This is a genomic window from Novosphingobium sp. FW305-C-111 (assembly GCF_058783565.1).
Window position 1 is genome coordinate 260,138 of record NZ_JBYSYP010000005.1, and the last position, 19,796, is coordinate 279,933.

A 19,796-nucleotide genomic window follows, 5' to 3' on the forward strand; every position below is an offset into this window, starting at 1 on the left:
AACTCACTCCCCCTTCTTCGCCACCGCCACCATCGCCGGACGCAGCAGCCGGTCCTTGATCATGTAGCCTGCCTGCAGCTCCTGCACGATCGTGCCGGGTTCGGCGTCGTTGGTGGGAACTTCGAGCATCGCCTGGTGCTGGTTGGGGTCGAGGGGGAGGCCCTTGGCGGCGATGCGGCTGATGCCGTGGAGGCCGAAGACCTTGTCGATCTCGCGGCTGGTCGCCTCGATCCCGGCGACGAGGCTCTTGAGCCGGTCGTCCTCGCGCAGGTCGGCAGGGATCGCGTCGAGCGCGCGGGCGAGGTTGTCGGCAACCGAAAGGATGTCGCGGGCAAAGCCGGTCGCGGCATAGGAGCGGGCATCGGCGATGTCCTTTTCAAGCCGGCGGCGTACGTTCTGGGTTTCGGCCTTGGCGTAAAGCACGTCCTGCCTGGCCGCTTCGAGCTGTTCGCGCAGCGCGGCGGCTTCGTCCCCGCCGTCCCCCTTTTCGGTCAGTTCTTCGGGCACGCCCTTGAGTTCGGCTTCCACAGCTTCGTCGTGCTGGCGCGTGTCGTCGTTCATCATTTCCGCGAAAATCCGTCCTGTCCGATGAGTTTGCTCAGTGATTGAGCGGTGAAATCCACCATGGGGACCACCCGCGCATAATTCAACCGCGTCGGGCCGATTACCCCCACCACGCCGACCACCCGCCCCTCCGCATCGCGCCACGGCGAGGCGATGACCGAAGAGCCCGAAAGCGAGAACAGCCGGTTCTCGCTGCCGATGAAGATCCGCGTCGCCTGCGCCTCGCGCGCGGCGTCGAGCACCCCGGCGATCGCCTCGGCCTCTTCCAGCTCGTCGAGCAGCTGGCGGACGCGCTCGACGTCGTGGAGCGCCGAATCGTCGAGCAGGTTGGCCTGTCCGCGCACGATCAGGACCGGTCGCTGCGCCGCGTCGGTCGTCCACACGGCGAGGCCGCGCTCCACAAGGTCGCGGCTGATCGAATCGAGCGCGGTGCGTCCGCCGGCGATTTCTTCCCGCACCATCGCCGCGGCCTCGCCCAGCGTGCGCCCGGCAAGGCGGCTGGTGAGATAATTGCCCGCCTGCTCGAGCGCGGAGGCCGGCACGCCGGGCGGCAGGTCGAGCACGCGGTTCTCCACCGCGCCGTCCTCCGCCACCAGCACCGCCAGCGCCCGCGCCTGTCCCAGCGGCACGAAGCTGACCTGCGCCAGCCGGTGCTCGGCCCGGGGAACCATGACCACGCCCGCGCCGGCCGACATTTCCGAAAGCGCCGCGCTCGCCGCCGCGAGCGCCGCCTCGATCGTCCCGCCGCGCGCCAGCCCATGCTCGATCTGGGCCCGCTCGGCCGCGGAAGGCTCGGCCACCTGCATGATCCCGTCGACGAACAGCCGCAGCCCGACATCGGTCGGCAACCGCCCCGCGCTGGTGTGCGGCGAGGCGAGCAGCCCGGCGTCCTGCAATTCCTGCAGCACCGAACGGATCGAGGCCGACGACAGCTGGATCGCCCCGCCGCTGGCGAGCGTCTTCGAGCCCACCGGCAGCCCGCTCGCCAGATAGCCCTCGACCACCAGCCGGAAAATCTCCCGGGCGCGATTGGACAGTTCGGAGAGGGGCGGCGTGGGCATGTCAATTAATCGGCATGTAAAACGTTTCGCCCGAATGGCTCCCAGCACCAGTCCGCTTTACTGCATTTGCAAAAGCGCTTCCGATACGTGCTGTGGCTTCCTGCGTTGCTAGTGATGCACAGCTTAGATCAATCACACTTGTCCAAGCCTGACCATTGTCCGAGGTTGCTTCGAGCATGAATTCACCGCCATCCGAGGCCCGTCCATAACACCTCACTTTCGGTCCTGCAGTTTCACGAAATGTTTGAGAGTCGAGACGGTTGTATGTGGCTAGCGAAGCTAGCTTCCGTAGAATGTCCCGCGCAACGCGGGGATCTTGAACTGATCGCACGACTGACCAGTCGCCAATCATAGGCTTTGTCTCGTCAGACAGTGCGATGCGGCCAGATTTTTCAATCTCCAACTGCCTCGATCGCTCCCCCCATCCGGCGTTGGTATACACGACCTTGATCTCGATGATATTGGCTGGATCGTCGACAAATCGCCAGGGATCGCATGACGAACGCTCAGCATTACTCCGATCAGATTGCAGCCAATGACTTTGCCCTGCGGGATCCATCGCGCACTCACCGGCATTCCAGCGGCCAAACGCGAGCATTCCCAATGACAGGCCCACGACCGCGCAGACCGCGATAGGTGGGCTAATGTGAGCGAAGGGGGGCAGCCCGCTAATTTTTTCCTCCCACATGCTCGACCGCAAACGGCTTCGCCTCGATCCGGCCCTGCTTCTCGATCACCTCGGACGCGCGGCCCAGCGCGTCGTAGACCTTGCCGGTGCCCTCGCCCGTGCAGCCGAAGTCGAAGGCGAGCTTCCTTTCCGCCGCCGGGTAGGTCCAGGTGATCGCGCCATAGGGCATGTCGGTGATGGTGCGCTCGCACGGCAGGCCCTTGCGCGCCGCGTCCTGGGCGATCTCGGTCGCAGCGATGAAGGGAACGCCGGCCTCCTCGGGCAGGGTGAAGCGGTACTTCTCGATGTCGTAGGTGCGGAAGTCGCCCTTGTCGACGATCCGCCAGAGCTCGCCCGAACCGTCCTCGCGGACCTGCCAGTAGGCCAGCGGCTTGCCCCAGGTGTTGAGTGCGAAGGTGATCGTCTCCTGCGGGGCATGCGCCGGGGCTGCGGTCTCCGCCGGAGGGGTTTGCGCCGCGCAGCCGGCGAGCAGGACAGCCCCGGCCGCGGAAGCGAGGCGGAAAACGGACTGGCGTTTGTGCATCATGCGTCGATCTAAGCGCTTGCAATGCGTCATCATAGCCCGCTCGTCCTGGCCCTGTCGAAGGACAGTCCTTTTCTTTGCACGCGATAAAGCTAAGAGCGGCCCTTCGACAAGCTCGGGGCGGACGGTTCCGGGCGGGATTTCACGGAGTTTACCATGCGACCTTCCGGCCGCGCGCCCGACGAGATGCGCGCCATCACCATCGTGACCGGCTTCACCAAGCATGCCGAGGGCTCGGTCCTGATCGGGTTCGGCGACACCAAGGTGCTGGTCACCGCCAGCGTCGAGGAGCGCGTGCCGCCGTTCATGCGCGGCAAGGGCGAAGGCTGGGTGACGGCGGAATACTCGATGCTCCCGCGCGCCACCCACACCCGCGGCAGCCGAGAAGCCGCGAAGGGCAAGCAGAGCGGGCGCACGCAGGAAATCCAGCGACTGATCGGGCGTAGCTTGCGCGCCGTGACCGACTTCAAGAAGCTCGGCGAACGGCAGATCACGCTCGACTGCGACGTGCTCCAGGCCGACGGCGGCACCCGCACCGCAGCCATCTCGGGCGCGTGGGTCGCGCTGCGGCTCGCGGTGCAGAAGCTGATGGACGCGGGCGCGATCCAGCAGGACCCGCTGACCGAGAAGGTCGCGGCGATCTCGTGCGGGATCGTGAACGGCACCCCGGTGCTCGACCTCGACTACATCGAGGACAGCTCGGCCGATGCCGACGCCAATTTCGTGCTGATCGAGGGCGGCAAGATCGCCGAGGTCCAGGCGACCGCCGAAGGCGCGACCTATGACGAGGAGGGCCTGCTTCGCCTGCTGCGGCTTGCGCGGATGGGCACGGCGCAGATCTTCGAGGCGCAGGACCGCGCGGTTCGGGGGTGAGTTCCGCCACGATCGTCATTGCGAGCGACCGCAGGTCGCGCGGCAATCCGGGGCTTGCGCAAACCGCGCTGGATTGCTTCGCTACGCTCGCAATGACGACGTGAGGTTCGAGTTGATGGACAAGTCCGCATGACCCGCCGCCTCGGCCCCGGCAATCTCGTCATCGCCACGCACAACGCGGGCAAGCTCCGGGAAATCCAGGCGCTGCTCGAGCCGTACGGGCTGAACTGCCTGTCGGCCGGCGCGCTGGGCCTGCCAGAGCCGGCGGAGACCGGCACGACCTTTGTCGAAAACGCGCTGATCAAGGCGCGGGCGGCGGCGGAGGCTTCGCAGCTCCCGGCGCTCGCCGACGATTCGGGCCTGTGCGTCGCCGCGCTGAACGGCGCCCCCGGGGTCTATACCGCCGACTGGGCCGAGGCCGACCGCTTCGAGGGCGGGCCGGGCCGCGACTGGTACATGGCGATGGGCAAGGTCGAGGGAAAGCTCGCCGAGAAGGGCCGGGAGACGGACCGCTCATGCTGGTTCGCCTGCGTCCTCGCCATCGCCTGGCCGGACGGCGAGTATGCCGTCTACGAAGGCCGCGCCAACGGCACGCTGACCTGGCCCCCGCGCGGGACGATGGGCTTCGGCTATGACCCGGTGTTCGTGCCGGTGGGCGATACCCGCACGTTTGCGGAGCTCGATCCGGCGGAAAAGCACGCAATCAGCCACCGCGCCGATGCGTTCGCCAAACTGGTGGCGGAGCAGTTCGGCTGAAGCTCATACCAACCCGTCCGTCCTGAGCCTGTCGAAGGACCGCTCTTCGTTTTCAGACCGTCGCGCCCCAGGAAGGGCTGTGCTTCGGCAGGCTCAGCACGGACGGTTCTTGGGGACTGGTTGCGCGCTCAGGGCACCGAAACGCCGACCCAGTTGCCCGAGGGCCAGTACCGGCAGACGAGGAAGTCGAACTCGCTGCCCCGGGTCATCGCGCAGCCGACTTCCTCGGTCCCGGCCCAGATCAGCTGGGTGTAATGCCCGACGTCGGACCATTGGCCGGTGGTCGAATTGTCCGGGAACTTCCCCGGGCGGAAGTACTGCCGCTCGTCGACGAATGCGCCCGCCAGGTCGCGCGGCGCGAAATAGCCGGCGGCGCCGATCGAGAGGTTCTCCCCTTCCCCGCGGCGCACGTCCTGGCTGGCGTGCTCCATCACCCCGCGCCGGGCGAGCGCGGTCGACCACTGCGCGGCATCGGCGGCGAGCTTTTCGCTCCAGCGCAGCGGGGCGATGCCCAGGCGGTGGCGCTCGGCATTGTGGACTTCGAGCAACTGCTCCGCGAACGAATTGCGCGCGCCGGGTTCGTCGGCCGCGACCGGCAGCGCGCACAGCGCCGCCAGCGCAGCCGCAACAGCCAGTCCGATCCGACCCGTCCCCATGGCGATCCAGCTTGACTTTCAGGGGTTAACATCGACCTAAGGCGCGATGGCGCTCGCCCTCTATATCCACTGGCCGTTCTGCCTCGCCAAGTGTCCGTACTGCGACTTCAACAGTCATGTCCGGGCGGGCATCGACGTGGACGAATGGTCCCGCGCCTTGGTCGCCGACATGCGCCACGAGCGTGCCGCGACCGGGCCGGGCGCGCTGACCTCGATCTTCTTCGGCGGCGGCACGCCCTCGCTGATGCCGCCCGCGCTGGTCGCGGCCCTGCTCTCCGAAGCGGAGCGCCTGTGGGGCTTCGCCGAGGGGATCGAGATTACGTTGGAGGCGAACCCCAGTTCGGTCGAGGCGGCCAATTTCGCCGCTCTGGCGGTCGCCGGAATCAACCGCGTGTCGCTCGGTGTGCAGGCACTCGACGACGAAACGCTGCGCTTCCTCGGGCGGCTGCACGACGCGAGCGAAGCCCTGGCGGCGCTCGACGTGGCGCAGCGGCAGTTCGGGCGGGTCAGCTTCGACCTGATCTATGCCCGCCCCGGCCAGAGCGCGGCGCAGTGGGAGGCCGAACTGCGCCGCGCGCTGTCGTTCGGGACCGGCCACCTTTCGCTGTACCAGCTGACGATCGAGCCGGGCACGCGTTTTGCCACCATGGTCCGCGAGCGGCAGTTCGCGCCGCTGGACGAAGACGCCTGCGCCGAGCTTTTCGACCTGACCCGCGAGATCACCGCCGTCGCCGGGCTTCCCGCCTACGAGACCAGCAACCACGCCCGCCCCGGCGAGGAAAGCCGCCACAACCTCACCTACTGGCGCTATCACGATTACGCCGGGATCGGCCCTGGCGCACATGGCCGGCGCGGCGGGACCGCGACCGTGCGGCACCGCAAGCCTGAGAAATTCCTCAAGGCGGTGGCCGAACAGGGCGACGGCATCTCCGAAATGCGTCCACTGGGTCAGCGCGAGCAGGCGGCGGAAGCGGTGCTGATGGGCCTTCGTCTTGCGGAAGGCGTCGACCCTGCGGCCCTCGCCCGGCGCTTCGGGCTCGCCGAACGGGACCTGATCCGGCCCGACAAGCGCGCGTTCTATGCTCGCCAGGGGCTCCTGAACGACACCGGGGAGCGCCTGATCGTCACCGACCGCGGCGCACCGCTGCTCGAAGGGCTGCTGGCGGAGCTCGTCCCCGCCGAGCTGGTAGCGTGACGAAAGCGGACTTCCTCGAAGCCTGGCGCGATCACCTCGCGCTGTCCCGCCGCCGCAGCCCGCACACCGTCCGCGCCTATCTCGCCACCGCCGCGCGGCTGCTCGATTCGGTCGCGGCGACGAGCTGGAGCGCGCTCGCCCGGATCGACGCGGCGACGCTGCGCGCCCACCTCGCCAGCCGCCGCGCCGACGGCATCGGCAACGTCTCCGCCGCGCGCGAACTCTCGGCACTGAAGGCTTTCGTCGCGTTCGCCCGCGAGCAGGCCGGCGAGCCCGAGGCTTCCGCGCCCCGCCTGCGCGGACCCCGCATCAAGAAGGGCCTGCCCCGCCCGGTCACGCCGGACGAAGCCATCCACCTCGCCGCCACGGTCGCCGAAGACGCGGCCGAGGAATGGATCGGCGCACGCGACCGGGCAGTGCTGCTGCTGCTCTATGGCGCGGGCCTGCGCATTGCCGAGGCGCTGTCGCTGCCGGCCTCGTCCCTGCCGCTGGGGGATTCGCTGGTCATCACCGGCAAGGGCGGACGTCAGCGCGTCGTCGCGATCCTCCCGCTGGTCCGCGAGGCCGTCGCCGATTACGCGGCGAAGTGCCCGTGGATCCTGGCCAGGGACCAGCCGCTGTTTCGCGGGGCCAAGGGCGGACCGCTGTCGCAGGGGCTGGTGCAGAAGGCGATGGCGCGGGCACGGATTGCGCTGGGCCTGCCCGCGACGGCGACTCCGCACGCGCTGCGCCACTCGTTCGCGACGCACCTGCTGGGCGCGGGCGCGGACTTGCGCTCGCTGCAGGAGCTGCTCGGGCACGCCAGCCTGTCGTCGACGCAGATCTACACCAAGGTCGATGCGGCGGTGCTGCTGGATGTGTACCGGAATGCGCATCCGCGGGAGCGGGGTTGAGTTTTTGAACAGGCCCACCCCTAACCGCTGTTCGCCAAGGCGAACGCCTTCGGCTCCCCGCATGCGGGAGGGGGTCGGGGGAGTGTGGGCCTGCAGCCGCTACCGCACCGCCGCCCTCGGCAGCCGCAACTTGACCAGCAACCCTCCCAGGTCCTCGCTCTCGTCGAGGTCCACCGCGCCGCCATAGATCTCTGCCACGTCGCGAACAATCGCAAGGCCCAGGCCGGTGCCGGGCTTGCCGGTATCAAGCCGCGCGCCGCGGTCGAAGATGCGTTCGCGGGCGTCTTCGGGGATGCCCATGCCGTCGTCTTCGACCCAGATCTCGCAGAAGCGCTCGTTGGCGGCGTTGGCATCGACCGTGACGAACACGCTGCCGCCGCCGTACTTGGCCGCGTTCTCGATCAGGTTGCCGAGGATCTCGTCGAGGTCCTGCCGTTCGATGTTGACCTGGGCCTCGCGGTTGCCGTCCATGTCGAACCGGACTTGCGGGTACAGCCGGGTGACCGCGCGCTCCACCGCTTCGGCGCTTTCCCACACGACGGCGCGCGACAGGCCGGTGGCGCGGCGGCCGACGGCGCGGGCGCGGGCAAGGTGGTGGTCGACCTGGCGGCGCATGACCGCAGCCTCGCGGATCACCGTGTCGGACAGGTCCGGCGCCTTGGCGGTGGCGGCGTTCATCACCACAGTGAGCGGCGTCTTCAGCGCATGAGCGAGGTTGCCGGCGTGAGTCCGCGCCTCTTCAGCCTGGCGTTCGGAGTGTTCGAGCAGGCCGTTGAGCTCCTCGACCAGCGGCTGGACCTCGAGCGGCAGCGGCTCGGTCACCCGGTTGCCCTCGCCCTCGCGCATCGCGGCAATGGCCCGGCGGACGCGCCGCAGCGGGCCGAGGCCGTAATAGGTCTGCAGGGTCGCCATCAGGAACAGGCCGGCACCCAGCACGACGAACGACCAGATCAGGATCGAGCGGATCCGCCGGATCTGCGCGTTGAGCTCGCTGCGGCTGGCAGCCACCGCGAAACCCCACTGGGTGTCGCTGCCCGGCAGGATGATCGAGCGTTCCATGATCCGCAGCGGCTCGCCGTCGAACTGGCTGCTGTCGTAGGCGTGCGGCTCGGCGTCGAAGTGGTCGGTCGATATCTTGAGGCTACGGTCCCACAGTGAGCGCGAGGGGAAATCCTCGTGCCCCTTGCCGCTGATCTGCCAGTACAGGCCGCTGTTCGGCTCGAGGAAGCGCTGGTCGCCCAACGGGCGGTTGAAGAAGACCTCCCCGTCCGGCCCGATCTCGGCCGAGGCGACCATCGCGGTCAGCATGTAGTCGAGCTGGTCGTCGAAATTCCGGGTAACGAGGCCGGTCAGCGTCCGGTCGAGCGCGAGCCCGCCGCCCAGCAGAAGCACCGCGATCCAGCCGAACGCGATCAGCATCATCCGGCGCGATAGCGAGCCGGTGTGGGGCTTTACGCGCGCGGTTGCTTCGGCTTCTTCTTCACCGTTCGTCCTGAGCTTGTCGAAGGACAGCACTTTACTGGACCTCGCCAAAGAAGAGCGGCCCTTCGACAAGCTCAGGGCGGACGGGTAGGTGAATCGTCAGCCGCGCCCGCCCATCGCCGGGTCGTCGAGGCTGTAGCCGAGGCCGCGGATCGTGGTGATCACGTCGGCGCCCAGCTTCTTGCGGATACGGGTGACGAAGACCTCGATCGTGTTGGAATCGCGGTCGAAGTCCTGGTCGTAGATATGCTCGATCAGCTCGGTGCGGCTCACGACCTTGCCCTTGTGGTGGAGCAGGTACGACAGCAGCTTGTATTCCTGCGCGGTCAGCTTGACCGGCTCACCCTTGAGCGTGACGCGGCCCGAGCGGGTGTCCAGCCGGACGTCGCCGGCGATCAGCTCGCTCGACGAATTGCCCGAGGCGCGGCGGATCAGCGCGCGCAGGCGGGCGATCAGCTCTTCGGTCTGGAACGGCTTGGCGAGATAGTCGTCGGCCCCGGCGTCGAGCCCGGCGACCTTGTCGGACCAGCTGTCACGCGCGGTCAGGACCAGCACCGGGAACTTGCGGCCTTCCTTGCGCCACATGCCGAGCACGGTCAGCCCGTCGATCTCGGGCAGGCCGAGATCGAGGATCACCGCGTCGTAGTCTTCGGTCGAGCCAAGGAAGTGGCCGTCCTCGCCGTCGGTGGAAAGATCCACCGCATAGCCGGTCTGTTCGAGCGTGGACTTGAGCTGCTTGCCGAGGGTCGGTTCGTCCTCGACGATCAGGATGCGCATTCGGCCTGTCCCCTGCTGGGCGCGGGATTTCGCGCCAATCGTTGCGAATGCTAGATGGTCGCTCGGCCCGCAGTGGTCAAGCAAGGCGCCGACTTCAGCGGGATTCGCCGAGGATGCGCCCGGTGCGGGCATCGACATCGACGAACACCACGCGGCCGTTCTGGATGAACTTGAGCCGGTACGCCATCGCCGCCGGATCATATTCCGGGCCGAGGTAGGTCATCCCCCGCATCCGGGGCAGGACCTGCGCCTCGATCGAGTCCAGGCTGCGGACATTGCCCGCGCGCATCTCGCGGCGGACTGAGCCCTGCTCGCCCTGCCGCTGGTCGGCATGGGCGGCGACGGGCATCGCCAGGAGCGAGATCGCAAGAAGGGAGACGAGGCGGCGCATGATGGTGCAATGCCTAGATTACAGGCATTGAACAAGGAGTGAATGCGGGTTCCGGCCATCGTTCAGGAACCCGCATCCGTCATTCGGCGATTACTTCACCATCTCGTACTTCACGGTGATCTGCACCATCGTGCCGACCTGGCCCGGCTCGATCGGGGTCTTGGCGACCGCCGAGATCGGCATCGGCGCAACATCGCGCAAGTACGGGATCGGACCGCCGCCGAACAGGCTCTCGTTGACCTCGAGCAGCCGGACCGAGCTGTAGCCGGCCATCTTCGCATAGTCGGTCGCCTGGGCCTGCGCCTTGGCGAAGGCGCGCTTGCGGGCGTCGGCCCGCTGGGCGGTGTCGTCCTCGATGGTGAAGGCCGGGCCGGAGATGTCGTTGGCCCCGGCAGCCACCATCGCGTCGAGAACGTCGCCGGTCTTCTCGACCTTGCGCAGGACTACCGTCACGCGGTTGCCGGCGTCATAGCCCATGAAGGTCGGCGGGGTGTTGTCGTTGTTGTAGCGCCACTGCGGGTTGAGGTTGATGCCGGTGGTCTGGATGTCCTTTGCGGCGATGCCCTGCTTCTTGAGCGCGGCGATGACCTTGTCCATCGCTGCCGCGTTCAGGCGCATGGCCTCGACCGCGGTCGCGGCGCGGGTGGTCACGCCACCGCTGATGGTGGCGACATCGGGCGCGCTCTGCACGGTCTGGGCGGCGCTGATCTCCACCACCGGACCCTGCGACTGGATCTGGATCTCGGCCGCCGCGGCGGGCAGCGAGAGGGCAAGGAGCGGGAGGGCGAACAATGACTTGGCAAACATGGATGAGGTCCTTTTCGGGCCGTTGCAGGATGAGGCGTTCCTCGGCTGCGACCGATGACGCACGGCTGAACCGGTTGGTTCCCGTAAGTTAAGACGGAGCCGGAGGCGCGGAGCCTTGGCGGGCTGGACCTTCCCCGCCCCCTCCGCTAGGCGCGCGGGCATGGCAGCAGCACCGATCCTCAGCTGGGAAGGCCTCGGCCTTGTCCAGGGCACCGGCTGGTTGTTCCGCGACCTCGACCTCCACATCGGGCCGCGCGACCGGCTGGCGCTTATCGGCCGCAACGGCGCGGGCAAGACCACGCTGCTCAAGCTGATCTCGGGCCAGGTCGAGGCGGACAAGGGCACGCGCTCGGTCCAACCGGGGACAAAGATCGTCACGCTGGAGCAGGACCCGTTCTTCACCGGGTTCGACACGCTGATGGACTTCGCGCTTTCCGGCAAGGACGCCCCGCCCCGGCACGAGGTGGAATCGATCGCCGGCCAGCTCGGCATCGACATGAGCCGCAACGCGGAGAGCGCCAGCGGCGGCGAGCGGCGGCGCGCGGCCCTGGCCCGGGCGCTGGCGATGGACCCCGACCTGCTGCTGCTCGACGAGCCGACCAACCACCTCGATCTCGCGGCGATCGACTGGCTGGAGAGCTGGCTCCAGCGCTATAACGGCGCCTTCGTGGTGATCAGCCACGACCGCACCTTCCTCGAGCGGCTGACCCGCGCGACGCTGTGGCTGGATCGCGGCGCGCTGCGCCGCAAGGAGATCGGCTTCGGCGGGTACGAGGCGTGGATGGAGCAGGTCTATGCCGAAGAGGCCCGCGCCGCCGACAAGCTTGACGCCAAGCTGAAGATCGAGGCGCACTGGCTGGAACGCGGCGTCACCGCCCGGCGCAAGCGCAACCAGGGGCGGCTGGAAAAGCTGTGGGAGATGCGGGCGCAGCGGGCGGCGATGCTCAGCCCCCAGGGCGCGGCCAAGCTGGCGATCGCGACCGACGACGCCAAGTCCAAGGCGGTGATCGTCGCGGACAAGGTTACGAAGCGTTTCGGCGAGCGAACCATCATCCGCGACTTCTCGCTGCGGATCACCCGCGGCGACCGGATCGGCCTCGTCGGCGCGAACGGGGCGGGCAAGACCACCCTGCTCAAGATCCTGACCGGCGAGATAGAGCCCGACGAAGGCACGATCACGCTCGCGAAGACCCTGCAGGGCACGGTGATCGACCAGCAGCGCAGCCTGATGGCCCCGGACAAGCGGGTGCGCGACGTGTTGGCCGAGGGCGGCGACTGGGTCGACGTGCGCGGGGTGCGAAAGCACGTGCAGGGCTATCTCAAGGATTTCCTGTTCGATCCCGGGCTGGTCGATGCCCGCGTCGGCACGCTCTCCGGCGGCGAGCGCTCGCGCCTGCTGCTGGCCCGCGAATTCGCCCGCAAATCCAACCTGCTGGTGCTCGACGAGCCGACCAACGACCTCGATCTTGAAACACTCGACCTCTTGCAGGAAGTGATCGCCGATTACGACGGCACCGTCCTGATCGTCAGCCACGACCGAGACTTCCTCGACCGCACGGTCACCGTGACGCTGGGCCTGGACGGGTCCGGCAAGGTCGACATCGTCGCCGGGGGTTATGCGGACTGGGAGAAACAGCGAAAGGCGCGGCTGGCAGGCAAGCCCAAGTCTCCCCTCCCGCAAGCGGGAGGGGCCGGGGGTGGGCCCGCTCCTGACAACAAGCCCACCCCCCCGCCCCCTCCCGCGAGCGGGAAGGCGAGAGTGAAGCTCTCCTACAAGGACCAGCGCGACTACGATCTGCTCCCGGCGCGGATCGACGAACTGGAAGCCGCGATCGCCAGCGACGAGGCGGCGATGGCCGACCCCGACCTCTACACCCGCGACCCCAAGCGCTTCGCCGCCCTGATGGCGACGCTCGAAAAACACCGCGCCGAAAAGGACGCGGCGGAGGAACGCTGGCTGGAACTGGCGGAGATGGTGGAGGGTTAAAGCGGCTCGATCAGTCGAAGTTGCTCAATACGCCGGAGAAGCACACCGCAACCGCGACCATGTGCAGCGCAAGGACAGCCATGAGGGTCCCAAAGCGCCCGCTGCGATAGGCCGCGCCCGTCAGATAGCCGTAGAGCGGAAACTGGATCACGCCGCTTATCAGGGTCAGGACACCCATCGCGCCATTGAAGCTCAGCAACATCGGAATGGGAAACAGGGCGCGAGCAATGGCATAGTCGCCATGCCCCGCGCCGCTTGATGCAATGGCGAGCAGCAAGGCGGGGATGGTCAGGACGGCGCCCGCGACGAAGCCGAGAATGGCTGACTTTCGCTCCATGCCCTCTGCTGTTCGCATCACCAGTTCCTGCTCAGGGCGTGCTCGCGTCTACGGCATATCGCCCGGCGCCGTACCGGTTGTCACCCGCGTCTCCGGGCATGAGGATGACCGCGAACAAAACCAGCATACAAGCGATCTGAAGCAGCACCCAGGCCCAACCGATCGCGTAGGTCGGAGCGTGTTCGAGTGGTCCGGTGGCCAGTTCCCAATTCCGGTGAAACTTGAGGGCAACAGGTGGGAGCAACGCCAGCGCCCACACGGCAGAACGGCCGTGATCGTGGCAGCGCCGGCCGACTAGGGCCGGGAGCGGGGCATAGACGAGCAAGGCGAACATCTCCCTACTCGGCCACGAAAGCAGTGAACGGGGCAGGATCATGTCCACAAGGATGAGGAGAATGGCCGAGGCAATCCAGTAATCCAGGACGTCCCGGCGCGAGGACCTTCCGGAAAAATCGAAAGTACCGGTCAGGGTCCGTGCGATGGATTGCAGGTAGCTGGACAACAATGCTCCCTCGCGACGATCGTTTCGCAGGCGAAGAAGCACCTACCCGATCCGGTAAAACTCCGCCACCCGGTCGAGCGCGAGGCCCAGCACGAGCTTGCCGCTGCGAACCGGCCAGGCGAGCGCCTTTTCCGCGACCGGCAGGCTTTCGCCGGCGCAGACCACGCGCCACAGGATGTCGGACAGCCCCCGCCCCGCCGCGCCGACTGCGCCGTCGAAGCGGGACTTCGCGGCCATCTGGCGTTCGGTTGCGTTGAGGCCTTGGTCGGGGCCGCCTTTCACTCGCACCGGGTCCCAGCGCATGGTCGTGCCGGGACTGAGCTGGGCTCGCTCCCAGTCCAGGCGGAGGCGTTCACCGGCCTCGAACTGGCGGTCGGAAAGATGGCCGCGCGCGTGGAGCCAGGTCAGGGGCGATTCGGCGAGGTTGACCGTTACGCTCCGCCCGCGTCGCGGTGCGGCACCCCGGCGGCGCGGGCCTTCGGGGGTGAGTTCGCGTTCGACGAGAATGCGGTTCATGTGCGGTCTCCCTTGTCCGGCTGGCGACTCGGCACTTGCCCCAACGACACTTTTGTAGGAAAGCAGAAAAACCATATCGGTTAAGGGGACGCCCTGATGATAAACCGCATCCGCGACATCCGCCGCCAGAAGAACCTCACCCTCGCCGACGTCGCCGCGCGCTGCTCGCCGCCAACCACCGCTCAGACGATCGGGCGGCTCGAGACCGGGATGCGCAACCTCTCGCTGGTGTGGATGAACCGCATCGGCGCGGCGCTCGGGGTCGATCCGCAGCTGCTGGTCGCGCCGGAAGAGCGCCCGACACCGCGGCTCGTCGCCACCCTCGGGGCAAGCGGGGCGGAAGCGCTGGCCAAGCCGATGGACGCGGTGCTGCCAACCGAGCTGGCCGGCGAAGCACGGCTGATGGCCATGGCCGTCGACACGAGCGCAGGCGAGTACCGCGCCGGCGACCAGGTCTGGCTGCGCGAGATCGGGCCGGAGGACTTCGCCCGCGCGCTCAACCGCGACGTCCTCGCGCCCCGCCGCACCGGGCGCTTCGCCTTCGGGCGGATGATCGACCATGGCGACGGCCGAATCCTGCTGCTCCCGCCCGGGTCCGGCGGGCGGCAGGTGGTGGTCGATCACCCGGCGTGGCTTGGCGTCGCGGAAATGCTGGTGCGCCGCCTGTGACGCGGCCCGTCCGGGTCCTCAGCATCGCGACGCTGTTTCCCAACCCGAGCCGACCGGGCTTCGGCCGCTTCGTGGAGCGTCAAGCCGATGCCGTGGCGGCGCGAGGCGACGTGGAGCTCGTGGTGGTGAACCCGATCCCGATCGTGCCCGGCCCCCTCGCCCCGCTGTTCCACAACGCGGCGGAGCTGGCGGTGCCGGAGAGGGAGACGCGAGTCGGTTACCCGCTCCATCACCCGCGCTACCCGCGCATTCCCCGCCTGGGCCCGCGCCTCAATGCGTGGCTGATCGCCCGCGCAGTGCTGCCGCTCGCCCGCCGCCTCCATGCCGAAAAGCCGTTCGACGTGGTCGACGCGCAGTTCTTCTTCCCCGACGGCCCGGCCGCTGCGCGTGTTGCGGACGCCCTCGGGCTGCCGCTGACGATCAAGGCGCGTGGGTCCGATATCCACCATTGGGGAGAGGTGTCGCATGCTCGCCGCGCAATGCTGGATGCGGCTGACAAGGCGAGCGCACTGCTCTCGGTGTCCGCCGCGCTGGCGGAGGACATGGCGGCGCTCGGCATGGCGCGCGAGAAAATCGCCGTGCATTATACCGGGCTCGACCACGCGCTTTTCCGCACTCGCGACCGGACGGAGGCGCGACAACAGGTGGCTTCGTGGGCGCCGAACGGGGTACCCGCCGAGGGTCGCCTGCTCGTGTCGGTCGGGAACCTGATTCCGCTCAAGGGGCACGCGCTGGTGATCGAGGCGCTGGCCAGCCTTCCCGATACGCACCTGCTGATCTGCGGCAACGGTCCGGAGGCGCAGAACCTGCGCGAGCAAGCCTCGGCACGGGGAGTCGCCGAGCGCGTCCACATCGGCAGCTACGGCCCGCAGGACCTCGCCGTGGTCCTCGCCGCCGCCGACGCGATGGTCCTGCCGTCGGAGAACGAGGGCCTCGCCAATGCGTGGATCGAGGCGCTCGCCTGCGGGACCCCGCTGGTCATCACCGACGTCGGCGGCGCGCGCGAGGTGGTGACCTCATCTGCCGCCGGACGCATCGTCGCGCGTACGCCGGAAGCCATCGCCACCGGCGTCCGAGAGCTTTTCGCCGATCCGCCGCTACAGAAAGAAACCGCCGCGCACGCCGCCCGGTTCAGCTGGGAGGCCAATGCCGCCCAACTGGCCGAAACGTGGCGGCGCGTCGCCGGCCTTCAGGGCTGAGCGCCGCCGCCTTCGCGCGCCAGGCGCTCCTGCCGGTCCATCGCGCTTTCGGTCGGCACGAAGCTCTTCGGCGTGACCTTCAACCAGATCAGGATCGGCGCGGCCATGTAGACCGAGGAATAGGTGCCGACGAAGATGCCGAGCGTGATCGCCGCGGTGAAGCCGAAGATCACGTCCGGCCCCAGTGCGAGCAGCGCCACCAGCGTGATCAGCATCGACAGCGAGGTCATCATCGTCCGCGCCAGCGTCTCGTTGACCGAAAGGTCGAGCAGCTCCGGCATCGGCATCTTGCGGAACTTCTTCAGGTTCTCGCGGATGCGGTCGTAGACCACGATGGTGTCGTTAAGCGAATAGCCGATCAGCGTCAGCAGCGCCGCGACGATGTTGAGGTCGAACTCCATCTGGGTCAGCGCGAACATCCCGATGGTCAGCGACACGTCGTGGACGAGGCTGAACAGCGCGCCCACGCCGAACTGCCATTCGAAGCGGAACCAGATGTAGAGCGAGATCGCCAAGGCCGCGAGGCCGAGCGCCTGGAACGCGGTCCAGCCCAGCTCGCCCGAGACCTTGCCGGAAACCGAATCGACACCGTCGATCCGCGCATCGGCGTGGTTCTGCTTGATGTCGGCGGTGATCTTGCGGGCCATCGCGTCGGACAGCGCGGGATCGTGGTCCGAGCCTTCCGGCAGCTTCATCCGGATCGAGACCTGGTTCTTCTGGCCATAGGTCTGGATGATCGGATCGCCATAGCCGAGCCTGGCGACTTCGCTGCGAAGCTGGGCAACCGGGGCTTCCGCGCTGCGTTCGAACGTCGCGCGGATCATCTGGCCGCCGACGAAGTCGACGCCGAAGTTGAGACCCTTGGTCAGCACCAGCCCCCACGACGCGGCGACGAGGATGCCGCTCACGATGAAGAACGGCAGCCGCCACTTGAGGAAGTGGATGTTGGTATCGTCGGGGACGAGCTTGAGGAGTTTCATGGCCCTGCCCTCAGATGTTGATTTCGGACGGGCGGGTGCGGCGCAGCCACTGCGCGACCCACATCCGGGTGAGTGTCACGGCAGTGAACACCGAAGTGACGATGCCGATGACGAGGACGACTGCGAAGCCCTTGATCGGGCCCGAGCCGAAGATGAACATCAGCGCCGCGGCGATGACGTTGGTGATGTTCGCGTCGAAGATCGCGCGGCTGGCTTCCTTGTAGCCCATCTCGACCGCCTGGACGACGCGCCGCCCGCGTTTTCGCTCTTCGCGGATGCGTTCGTTGATCAGGACGTTGGCGTCGACCGCCGCGCCGATGGTCAGCACGAAACCGGCGATGCCGGGCAAGGTCAGCGTCGTATTCACGATCGCCATGATGCCGAGGATCATCATCACGTTGAGCACCAGCGCAACGCAGGCATAGACGCCGAAGCGGCCGTAGGTGACGATGATGAAGGTCATCAGCGCCGCAGTGCCGACGAGCATCGCGATCATGCCCTTGCGGATCGAATCCGCGCCGAGGTCCGGCCCGACGGTGCGCTCTTCGACGACCTTGAGATCGACCGGCAGCGCGCCCGAGCGCAGCGAAATCGCGAGCTGGTTGGCGCTTTCGGTGGTGAAGCTGCCCGAAATAACCGCCACGCCGCCGAGGATCGGCTCGTTGATATTCGGGGCCGACAGGACCTTGCCGTCGAGGATGATCGCGAACGGCTTGTTGACGTTCTCGGTCGTCAGCTTGGCGAACTTGGCCCCGCCATCGTTGTTGAAGGTGATCTGGACGACCGGTTCGTTCGTCTGCTGGGCGTTCGTCTGCTGGGCGTTGGTCAGCTGGTCGCCGCGGATCCCGCCGAGCCGCTTGACCGCTATGCCCGGCGACCCCGACGCGGCAGGATCGGCATAAGGCACGAACTCGCTGCCCGCCGGGACCTGGCCCTTGGCGAGGTCGGACGGGAGCACGGTGGTATCGACCAACTTGAACTCGAGCTTGGCGGTCTGGCCAAGCAGGCTCTTGAGCGCTTCGGGATCCTGCAGGCCGGGGACCTGGACGACGATCCTGTTCGCGCCGGAACGAATGATCGTCGGCTCGCGGGTGCCCAAGGCGTCGATGCGCTTGCGCACGACCTCGACCGCGGTTTCCATCGCGTTCTTTACCGCAACGTCGATGCCCGCCTTGGTCGGGGTGAGGACGAAGCGGTTGCCGTCGACGACCTGGATGTCCCAGTCGCGCTGGCCGGTCATGCCCGCGCCAGTGGTCAGCGGCAGGATCAGCTCGCGCACCGCGTCGACCTGGCTCGGGTCCTCGACCACGAAGCTCAGCGCCCCGTTCTGGTTCGAGATGTCGCCGATGCGGATGTTCTTGTCGGACGCCTTGACCTTGCCGCGGACCGATTCCTCCATGCCCTCGATCCGCTGCGCACCGACCTGGCTGGGGTCGGCTTCGAGCAGGATGTGGCTGCCGCCGGCAAGGTCGAGACCGAGGTTGACCTTCGGGGACACCGCCTCGACCGGCCAGCGCAGGCCCATGGTCGAGGTGATCGAGGGAAGCGCGGCGAAGGCGGCGACGAGTGTCACCAGCCAGTAGAACGTCACCTTCCAGCGCGGAAAATCGAGCATCGCGTGAAAACTCTTTCCGTTGCCGTCAGTCGTTGGCCGGGGCCGTGGAGGTCGGCGAGAGGATGTCGCCGATCGTGGCGCGCACCGCCTTGACCTTCACGTTGGGACCGAGTTCGAGATCGACGTAATGCTCATCGACCTTGATTACCTTGCCGACGAGGCCGCCGGCGGTGACCACCTGATCGCCCTTCTTCAGCCCCTCGATCTTCTTCTTGTGCTCCTTCTGCTGGCGCATCTGCGGGCGCAGAATGAGGAGCCAGAAGATCACCGCCATGCCGATCAGCGGCAGGAAGGTGAGGAACGCGGGCGGCTCGCTCGCCGCGGGAGCGGCCTGGAGGAGCATCGAAAGGCTGGAAATTCCGGTCATGATCGGCTGCAAGACTCTCATCGTGCCGGGGCCTCGCCATTACGCGACACCCCGGTAGGTCCAAGCGGCGGGCGACTAGCACCCAAACGGGAACAAGGCAAACGCACGCGGCGTTTTGTCCGGCGAGCAGATGGGGGCCATGGCCGCGCTTGCCAAGTGCAGACGCGCTGCCTATAGGCCCCGCCAGCCAAGCCGAGCGCGTTCGTCGCCTCGGCCGGCCCGGTCGGGACGTAGCGCAGCCTGGTAGCGCATCACACTGGGGGTGTGGGGGTCGGAGGTTCGAATCCTCTCGTCCCGACCAACAAATCACTCACTTAGCTGAGAGATTCCACCTCCTCCGGGAGGCTCTCTGGTTCCTGTGGTGCACTGGTGGTGCAGATTTTCGGAACAGGATGCATCCGCTTGGGACGGATCGCAGCGCGAGATTCGCTGCTTTTGGTTTAGCTCGGCTCTGGAACGGACCAAACTTCGGCCTCAGGTTCCAGGTTGCGCAGGCTTAGGGATCTGCGGGCGTCGCGACCCGAAGAGTTGCAGAGCAGTGGGGCGGAGCGGTTCTATTGTCGATCGGACGACGGAGCTGCACTTGGGTTCGCTGATTGGACTATACCATTCAGTAAAAACGAGGTTCTATCTCTGGCTTCAATAACGTCTCTTGGGACGTGCAGAGACCCATTCGCTGATGTCGCTCGCGGTCCAGCGGATTCGCCCTGCACCGAAGTCGATAGGCGAGGGGAAATTCCCGCTTTGCACTCGGCGCCAGATCGTTGTGCGGCTTCGAATGCCAGTGAGTTTCATGACCTCGTTGCAGGTCAGCAGTTCAGGGACGGACATTGATCGCCTCATGGCAAGAGGTTGCTGCTGACCTAGTGTCGCTCTCCGATTGTCAATCGGCGTGCAAACGGGACCCCCTATCGGCGCGCAAAAGGGACCCCCTTTCACGATGGCGCAAGGTTGATCG

At 67.3% G+C, this 19,796-nt stretch carries 23 protein-coding genes and 1 tRNA gene; 8 read left to right on the plus strand and 16 right to left on the minus strand.

Features of this window, described 5'->3' with window-relative positions; translation table 11 throughout:
- Positions 1 to 3: 3 nt before the first annotated feature.
- The 4 genes from AC3WLD_RS08320 to AC3WLD_RS08335 are packed head-to-tail and all read right to left on the minus strand — an operon-like array spanning position 4 to position 2,839.
- A complete protein-coding gene (locus tag AC3WLD_RS08320; RefSeq protein ID WP_492556477.1) occupies positions 4 to 564 on the minus strand; it encodes a nucleotide exchange factor GrpE in 561 nt (186 codons plus the stop codon).
- Complete coding sequence (gene hrcA / locus AC3WLD_RS08325) at positions 561 to 1,625, minus strand: heat-inducible transcriptional repressor HrcA (protein ID WP_492556478.1); 1,065 nt, start codon at positions 1,623 to 1,625, stop codon at positions 561 to 563. Before hrcA ends, AC3WLD_RS08320 begins: the two co-directional genes overlap by 4 nt.
- Before the next feature lies 1 nt (position 1,626).
- A complete protein-coding gene (locus AC3WLD_RS08330; RefSeq protein WP_492556479.1) occupies positions 1,627 to 2,313 on the minus strand; it encodes a hypothetical protein in 687 nt (228 codons plus the stop codon).
- A complete protein-coding gene (locus tag AC3WLD_RS08335; RefSeq protein WP_492556480.1) occupies positions 2,294 to 2,839 on the minus strand; it encodes a hypothetical protein in 546 nt (181 codons plus the stop codon). The genes AC3WLD_RS08330 and AC3WLD_RS08335 overlap by 20 nt, the downstream gene beginning before the upstream one ends.
- A 153-nt stretch (positions 2,840 to 2,992) precedes the next feature.
- Between AC3WLD_RS08335 and rph the strand changes: the two genes are divergently transcribed.
- Both rph and rdgB read left to right on the plus strand, forming a co-directional pair.
- Positions 2,993 to 3,709 (plus strand): ribonuclease PH, encoded by a 717-nt coding sequence (rph, locus tag AC3WLD_RS08340; RefSeq protein ID WP_492556481.1) that lies wholly within the window; start codon positions 2,993 to 2,995, stop codon positions 3,707 to 3,709.
- Positions 3,710 to 3,838: 129 nt separating this feature from the next.
- Positions 3,839 to 4,465, plus strand: coding sequence for an RdgB/HAM1 family non-canonical purine NTP pyrophosphatase (gene rdgB / locus AC3WLD_RS08345; RefSeq protein ID WP_492556482.1), 627 nt, complete (start codon positions 3,839 to 3,841; stop codon positions 4,463 to 4,465).
- A gap of 128 nt (positions 4,466 to 4,593) precedes the next feature.
- On the opposite strand, the gene AC3WLD_RS08350 is transcribed toward rdgB, so the two are convergent.
- On the minus strand, positions 4,594 to 5,121 hold the full coding sequence (locus AC3WLD_RS08350) for a CAP domain-containing protein (protein WP_492556483.1): 528 nt from the start codon (positions 5,119 to 5,121) through the stop codon (positions 4,594 to 4,596).
- Positions 5,122 to 5,167: 46 nt separating this feature from the next.
- On the opposite strand from AC3WLD_RS08350, the gene hemW reads away from it, so the two are divergent.
- Positions 5,168 to 6,316, plus strand: coding sequence for a radical SAM family heme chaperone HemW (hemW, locus tag AC3WLD_RS08355; protein WP_492556484.1), 1,149 nt, complete (start codon positions 5,168 to 5,170; stop codon positions 6,314 to 6,316).
- Complete coding sequence (locus AC3WLD_RS08360; protein WP_492556485.1) at positions 6,313 to 7,209, plus strand: tyrosine recombinase XerC; 897 nt, start codon at positions 6,313 to 6,315, stop codon at positions 7,207 to 7,209. Before hemW ends, AC3WLD_RS08360 begins: the two co-directional genes overlap by 4 nt.
- 99 nt (positions 7,210 to 7,308) lie before the next feature.
- Here the strand turns inward: AC3WLD_RS08360 and AC3WLD_RS08365 are convergent, their stop codons facing one another.
- The 4 genes from AC3WLD_RS08365 to AC3WLD_RS08380 form a co-directional block, all read right to left on the minus strand.
- Positions 7,309 to 8,631, minus strand: a complete 1,323-nt coding sequence (locus AC3WLD_RS08365; protein WP_492556504.1) for a sensor histidine kinase — start codon at positions 8,629 to 8,631, stop codon at positions 7,309 to 7,311.
- Between the two features lie 159 nt (positions 8,632 to 8,790).
- Complete coding sequence (locus tag AC3WLD_RS08370; RefSeq protein ID WP_492556486.1) at positions 8,791 to 9,468, minus strand: response regulator transcription factor; 678 nt, start codon at positions 9,466 to 9,468, stop codon at positions 8,791 to 8,793.
- Between the two features lie 94 nt (positions 9,469 to 9,562).
- Positions 9,563 to 9,859 (minus strand): PepSY domain-containing protein, encoded by a 297-nt coding sequence (locus tag AC3WLD_RS08375; protein ID WP_492556487.1) that lies wholly within the window; start codon positions 9,857 to 9,859, stop codon positions 9,563 to 9,565.
- 90 nt (positions 9,860 to 9,949) lie between these two features.
- Complete coding sequence (locus tag AC3WLD_RS08380; RefSeq protein WP_492556488.1) at positions 9,950 to 10,666, minus strand: SIMPL domain-containing protein; 717 nt, start codon at positions 10,664 to 10,666, stop codon at positions 9,950 to 9,952.
- A gap of 160 nt (positions 10,667 to 10,826) precedes the next feature.
- Here AC3WLD_RS08380 and AC3WLD_RS08385 point away from each other — a divergent pair, with 160 nt between their 5' ends.
- Positions 10,827 to 12,653, plus strand: a complete 1,827-nt coding sequence (locus AC3WLD_RS08385) for an ABC-F family ATP-binding cassette domain-containing protein (RefSeq protein WP_492556489.1) — start codon at positions 10,827 to 10,829, stop codon at positions 12,651 to 12,653.
- A 10-nt stretch (positions 12,654 to 12,663) separates the two neighbouring features.
- Here AC3WLD_RS08385 and AC3WLD_RS08390 read toward each other — a convergent pair whose 3' ends face one another.
- The 3 genes from AC3WLD_RS08390 to AC3WLD_RS08400 are packed head-to-tail and all read right to left on the minus strand — an operon-like array spanning position 12,664 to position 14,008.
- On the minus strand, positions 12,664 to 13,008 hold the full coding sequence (locus AC3WLD_RS08390; protein ID WP_492556490.1) for a hypothetical protein: 345 nt from the start codon (positions 13,006 to 13,008) through the stop codon (positions 12,664 to 12,666).
- Positions 13,009 to 13,021: 13 nt separating this feature from the next.
- The gene (locus tag AC3WLD_RS08395; RefSeq protein WP_492556491.1) at positions 13,022 to 13,492 is read right to left on the minus strand and encodes a DUF805 domain-containing protein; all 471 of its coding nucleotides are present in this window, start codon (positions 13,490 to 13,492) and stop codon (positions 13,022 to 13,024) included.
- A gap of 42 nt (positions 13,493 to 13,534) precedes the next feature.
- The gene (locus tag AC3WLD_RS08400; protein WP_492556492.1) at positions 13,535 to 14,008 is read right to left on the minus strand and encodes a DUF6456 domain-containing protein; all 474 of its coding nucleotides are present in this window, start codon (positions 14,006 to 14,008) and stop codon (positions 13,535 to 13,537) included.
- 96 nt (positions 14,009 to 14,104) lie between these two features.
- On the opposite strand from AC3WLD_RS08400, the gene AC3WLD_RS08405 reads away from it, so the two are divergent.
- Positions 14,105 to 14,677, plus strand: coding sequence for a helix-turn-helix domain-containing protein (locus tag AC3WLD_RS08405; RefSeq protein ID WP_492556493.1), 573 nt, complete (start codon positions 14,105 to 14,107; stop codon positions 14,675 to 14,677).
- Entirely contained in the window at positions 14,674 to 15,876 is a 1,203-nt protein-coding gene (locus AC3WLD_RS08410) for a glycosyltransferase (RefSeq protein ID WP_492556494.1), read from the plus strand. The genes AC3WLD_RS08405 and AC3WLD_RS08410 overlap by 4 nt, the downstream gene beginning before the upstream one ends.
- On the opposite strand, the gene secF is transcribed toward AC3WLD_RS08410, so the two are convergent.
- From secF to yajC, 3 genes are read right to left on the minus strand one after another with little or no spacing between them, the layout of a single operon-like run.
- Positions 15,867 to 16,856, minus strand: coding sequence for a protein translocase subunit SecF (gene secF / locus AC3WLD_RS08415; protein ID WP_492556495.1), 990 nt, complete (start codon positions 16,854 to 16,856; stop codon positions 15,867 to 15,869). The two genes, AC3WLD_RS08410 and secF, sit on opposite strands and share 10 nt — an antisense overlap.
- 10 nt (positions 16,857 to 16,866) lie before the next feature.
- Entirely contained in the window at positions 16,867 to 18,471 is a 1,605-nt protein-coding gene (secD, locus tag AC3WLD_RS08420; RefSeq protein WP_492556496.1) for a protein translocase subunit SecD, read from the minus strand.
- Positions 18,472 to 18,496: 25 nt separating this feature from the next.
- Positions 18,497 to 18,838: a preprotein translocase subunit YajC gene (yajC, locus tag AC3WLD_RS08425; RefSeq protein ID WP_492556497.1), complete on the minus strand. Its 342-nt coding sequence runs from the start codon at positions 18,836 to 18,838 to the stop codon at positions 18,497 to 18,499.
- Between the two features lie 224 nt (positions 18,839 to 19,062).
- Here yajC and AC3WLD_RS08430 point away from each other — a divergent pair.
- Positions 19,063 to 19,139, plus strand: a tRNA-Pro gene (locus AC3WLD_RS08430).
- A gap of 338 nt (positions 19,140 to 19,477) precedes the next feature.
- Here the strand turns inward: AC3WLD_RS08430 and AC3WLD_RS08435 are convergent.
- Positions 19,478 to 19,681 (minus strand): helix-turn-helix transcriptional regulator, encoded by a 204-nt coding sequence (locus tag AC3WLD_RS08435; RefSeq protein ID WP_492556505.1) that lies wholly within the window; start codon positions 19,679 to 19,681, stop codon positions 19,478 to 19,480.
- Between the last annotated feature and the right edge of the window lie 115 nt (positions 19,682 to 19,796).